This window comes from Streptomyces sp. NPDC054840, from assembly GCF_053611065.1.
Map to the genome: position 1 here is coordinate 1 of NZ_JBSGZP010000615.1, position 4,391 is coordinate 4,391.

A 4,391-nucleotide genomic window follows, 5' to 3' on the forward strand; every position below is an offset into this window, starting at 1 on the left:
CCCGAGTACGGCCCGTACTCGGGCGCCCCTACGCCTTGCGGTGCCTCCCCCCGGCCTGCGGCCCTGGGGAGACCCCGTGGCACCGGACGCCGCGGGCGTGTCCGGCTCTACTAACCGCGCCCCGTGCGCGGCAGGCCGGACCGGGACGTGGTGCCGGCCGACGCCCGGACCCTGCTCGACAGGTACGGCCCCACCGCCCGCTACCGGCCCGACGCGCGGGCGGCCGCCGATGAACCGGCCCCGGACTTCGTCGCGGCCGGCCTGCACGGCACTGCCTCGCACGGCTTCCTCAGCGGCGAGCACATCGAGGGACTCGACCTGTTCGACGACCTGGGCCTGATTGCGGTCGGCGACGAAGAAGTGGGCGTCTTCCGGTCGTTCGGGGCGTACTGACGCCGGCCGGTCCACGTGCGCGCGGCTCGGACGGATGGGCCCGATGGGCCGGGTGGCCGCGTGGGCCGGTTCGGATCCGCCGCCCGGGGTAGGGGCAGAAGATGGCTGATCAAGAACTGACCTGGTCCGGCACTCTCGCGTGGTGGGACCGTCGGCTGTTCGACGCGGTGGCCCGGCGGCACTGGCCCGGGGCCGACCGGGTGCTGCCTCGGCTCGGCCGGGCCGCGAACCACGGGGTGCTGTGGGGCGGGGCCGCCGCGGCGATCGCGGTCTTCGGGTCGGCCGGTGCCCGCAAGGCCGCCGTGCGCGGGGTCGCCTCGCTGGCGCTGGCCTCCGCGACCATCAACACCGTCGGCAAGTGGTCCGTACGCCGGCCACGGCCGCTGCTGGAAGGCGTCCCCCTGATCCGGCAGCTGGCCACGCAGCCCCAGACCACCTCCTTCCCGTCCGGGCACTCCGCTTCGGCCTTCGCGTTCGCCACCGGCGTGGCGCTGGCGTCCCCGGGCTGGGGCGCCGTCCTGGCCCCGCTCGCCTCGTCCGTGGCGTTCTCCCGGGTCTACACCGGGGTGCACTACCCCTCCGACGTGCTCGTGGGCGCGTCACTGGGGGTGGCCGCCGGGTTCGTCGTACGCCGCCTCGCCCGGGACGCGCAGGAGGCCCGGGTCGTACCGGGCGGCGAGCGGGCGGCCGTCGGGGCCCCCGCGCTGCCCGACGGGGCCGGGCTCACCGTGGTGGTGAACAAGGGGTCCGGGACGGCTGCGGCCGCGGGTCTCGACGTACTGCTCACCCGCCTGCCCGCGGCCGAGGTGATCGAGTGCGAGGGCCCGGAGCTCCCCGCCGCGCTCGCGAAGGCGGCCTCGCGGGCCACCGTGCTCGGCGTCTGCGGCGGCGACGGCACGATCAACGCGGCCGCCACCGTCGCACTGCGGGCCGGAGTGCCGCTGGCCGTGTTCCCCGGCGGCACCCTCAACCACTTCGCGATGGACCTCGGCCTCCCCGGCACCGAGGCCACCTGCCAGGCCCTGGCCGCTGGGCAGGCCGTCCGCGTCGGCGTGGGCCGCTTCTCCCCGGGGCCCGACGGCGAGAGCGGCTACTTCCTGAACAACTTCAGCATCGGCGCCTATCCGGAGCTGCTGGGCCACCGGCTGCGCTGGGCCCCGCGCATCGGCGGCGGCCCGGCCGCGCTGCTGGCGGCCTGGCGGGTGCTGCGCGCCCAGCGGCCCGTGCGGCTGCGGCTGGCCGGACGGCCCCGGAGCGTGTGGCTGCTCTTCGCGGGCAACGGCACCTACCACGGCACCGGCCCCGCCCCCCGCCGCCGCGACAACCTGGGCGAGGGCCTGCTGGACCTCCGGCTGGTCCACGGCGGCGGCCGCCCCGGCCCCCGGCTGCTGGCGGCCTCCTTCACCGGCCCGCTGAGCCGCTCCCCCGTCCACGTCGCCACCCGACTGCGCAGCCTGCGGATCGGCGACATTCCGGCGGGCACCCCGCTCGCCTACGACGGCGAGCACGCCGAGGCACCCGCCGCCCTCGTCCTCGACGGACTGCCCGACGCCCTGACCGTCTACCGCCCCCGCTGACCGGGCCCGGCGCGCATGATCAGCGGCGACCCCCGGCCCACCGGCCGCGCGGTCCCCGGGCCTCGCCCCAGCTCAGGCGGCCGGACCATACGCGTTTCCCCCGAGGTATGGACGCCTGGCAAGATGGGGTGTATCTGCCCACCATCGATCTGCCGGACGGTTTCTCTTGGCTGAGTTCATCTACACCATGCGCAAGACGCGCAAGGCGCACGGCGACAAGGTGATTCTTGATGACGTCTCCTTGAACTTCCTGCCCGGCGCGAAGATCGGTGTGGTCGGCCCCAACGGCGCCGGTAAGTCCACCGTTCTGAAGATCATGGCGGGCCTGGAGCAGCCGTCCAACGGCGACGCCTTCCTGTCGCCCGGCTTCACCGTCGGCATCCTCATGCAGGAGCCCAAGCTCGACGAGTCGAAGACGGTCCTGGAGAACGTCCAGGACGGCGCCGCCGACGTCATGAAGAAGCTCAAGCGCTTCAACGAGGTCGCCGAGCTCATGGGCGTCGAGTACACCGACGCCCTCATGGACGAGATGGGCAAGCTGCAGGAGGACCTGGACCACGCCAACGCGTGGGACCTGGACGCCCAGCTGGAGCAGGCCATGGACGCCCTGGGCTGCCCGCCCGGCGACTGGCCGGTCACCACCCTCTCCGGTGGCGAGAAGCGCCGTGTGGCGCTCTGCAAGCTGCTGATCGAGGCCCCGGACCTGCTCCTCCTCGACGAGCCCACCAACCACCTCGACGCCGAGTCGGTGAACTGGCTGGAGCAGCACCTTTCGCAGTACAAGGGCGCCGTCGTGGCCGTCACCCACGACCGGTACTTCCTGAACAACGTCGCCGAGTGGATCCTCGAGCTCGACCGCGGCCGCGCGCACCCCTACGAGGGCAACTACTCCACCTACCTGGAGAAGAAGGCCACCCGCCTCAAGGTCGAGGGCCGCAAGGACGAGAAGCGCCAGAAGCGCCTCAAGGAAGAGCTGGAGTGGGTCCGCTCCAACGCCAAGGGCCGCCAGACCAAGTCCAAGGCCCGCCTCGCCCGCTACGAGGAGATGGCAGCCGAGGCGGACAAGATGCGGAAGCTGGACTTCGAGGAGATCCAGATCCCGCCGGGCCCGCGTCTGGGCTCGATCGTGGTCGAGGTCAACAACCTCTCCAAGGCGTTCGGCGACAAGGTCCTCATCGACGACCTGTCCTTCACGCTGCCGCGCAACGGAATCGTCGGCATCATCGGCCCGAACGGCGCCGGCAAGACCACGCTCTTCAAGATGATCCAGGGCCTGGAGACGCCGGACTCCGGTGCCATCAAGGTCGGCGAGACCGTCAAGATCAGCTATGTCGACCAGTCCCGCGCCAACATCGACCCCAAGAAGACCCTCTGGGCGGTCGTGTCGGACGAGCTGGACTACATCAACGTGGGCCAGGTCGAGATGCCGTCCCGCGCGTACGTCAGCGCCTTCGGCTTCAAGGGCCCGGACCAGCAGAAGCCGGCCGGCGTCCTGTCCGGTGGTGAGCGCAACCGCCTCAACCTGGCGCTGACGCTCAAGGAGGGCGGCAACCTGCTGCTCCTCGACGAGCCCACCAACGACCTCGACGTCGAGACCCTGTCCTCGCTCGAGAACGCGCTCCTGGAGTTCCCCGGTGCGGCCGTGGTCATCTCCCACGACCGCTGGTTCCTCGACCGGGTCGCCACGCACATCCTGGCGTACGAGGGCGAGTCCAAGTGGTACTGGTTCGAGGGCAACTTCGAGTCGTACGAGAAGAACAAGATCGAGCGTCTCGGTGCGGACGCGGCTCGTCCGCACCGTGCCACCTACAAGAAGCTCACGCGAGGCTGAGGTCGCCGTCATGGCCAGACACCACTACCGGTGCCCCCTGCGCTGGGCGGACATGGATGCCTTCGGGCACGTCAACAACGTCGTCTTCCTCCGTTATCTGGAGGAGGCGCGGATCGACTTCATGTTCCGCCTGGCGCCGGGGGAGGGCAGCGAGTCCTTCACGGGCGGGTCCGTCGTGGCCCGTCACGAGATCGACTACAAGCTGCCCCTCGTGCACCGTCATGAGCCGGTCCTCATCGAGTCCTGGGTGACCCGGATAGGCGCCGCGTCCCTGACCATCCGCTACGAGGTCAAGGACGAGGCGACCGAGGACGCGCCCGAGACGGTCTACGTGCGCGCCGAGACCGTGGTCGTGCCGTACAACCTCGCCGCGGGGCGGCCCCGCCGCATCACGGCCGAGGAGAGAAAATTCCTCGAGGAGTACCTCGACGAACCCGCGACCGGGTCCCAGTCCCGCACCGGCCGGGAAGGGCCCCTCGCGGCATGAACGACCAGCTGCGCTTCGCCGATTCCGGGGAGGCGGCGGACCTCGCCGCGTTCCTGGGTCGGCTGGTGCACTACGACCGCGCCGCCGCCGTACGCCTCCAGGC

General features: G+C 71.7%; 4 protein-coding genes. All 4 read left to right on the forward strand.

The window, feature by feature from the left end; translation table 11 throughout:
- The first annotated feature begins 123 nt into the window (after positions 1 to 123).
- The 4 genes from ACWGIU_RS30770 (at position 124) to ACWGIU_RS30785 (ending at position 4,288) form a co-directional block, all read left to right on the forward strand.
- Positions 124 to 393, forward strand: a complete 270-nt coding sequence (locus ACWGIU_RS30770; protein WP_453711298.1) for a hypothetical protein — start codon at positions 124 to 126, stop codon at positions 391 to 393.
- Positions 394 to 494: 101 nt separating this feature from the next.
- A complete protein-coding gene (locus tag ACWGIU_RS30775) occupies positions 495 to 1,970 on the forward strand; it encodes a phosphatase PAP2 family protein (RefSeq protein ID WP_453711299.1) in 1,476 nt (491 codons plus the stop codon).
- A 166-nt stretch (positions 1,971 to 2,136) separates the two neighbouring features.
- Entirely contained in the window at positions 2,137 to 3,801 is a 1,665-nt protein-coding gene (ettA, locus tag ACWGIU_RS30780; protein WP_453711300.1) for an energy-dependent translational throttle protein EttA, read from the forward strand.
- Between the two features lie 10 nt (positions 3,802 to 3,811).
- Positions 3,812 to 4,288 (forward strand): acyl-CoA thioesterase, encoded by a 477-nt coding sequence (locus ACWGIU_RS30785; RefSeq protein ID WP_453711302.1) that lies wholly within the window; start codon positions 3,812 to 3,814, stop codon positions 4,286 to 4,288.
- Positions 4,289 to 4,391: the final 103 nt, after the last annotated feature.

Excerpts from the sequence above, each read along its gene's own strand:
- ACWGIU_RS30785 (WP_453711302.1), top strand. The coding sequence starts at position 3,812 with ATGGCCAGACACCACTACCGGTGCCCCCTGCGCTGGGCGGACATGGAT.
- ACWGIU_RS30775 (WP_453711299.1), top strand. The coding sequence starts at position 495 with ATGGCTGATCAAGAACTGACCTGGTCCGGCACTCTCGCGTGGTGGGAC.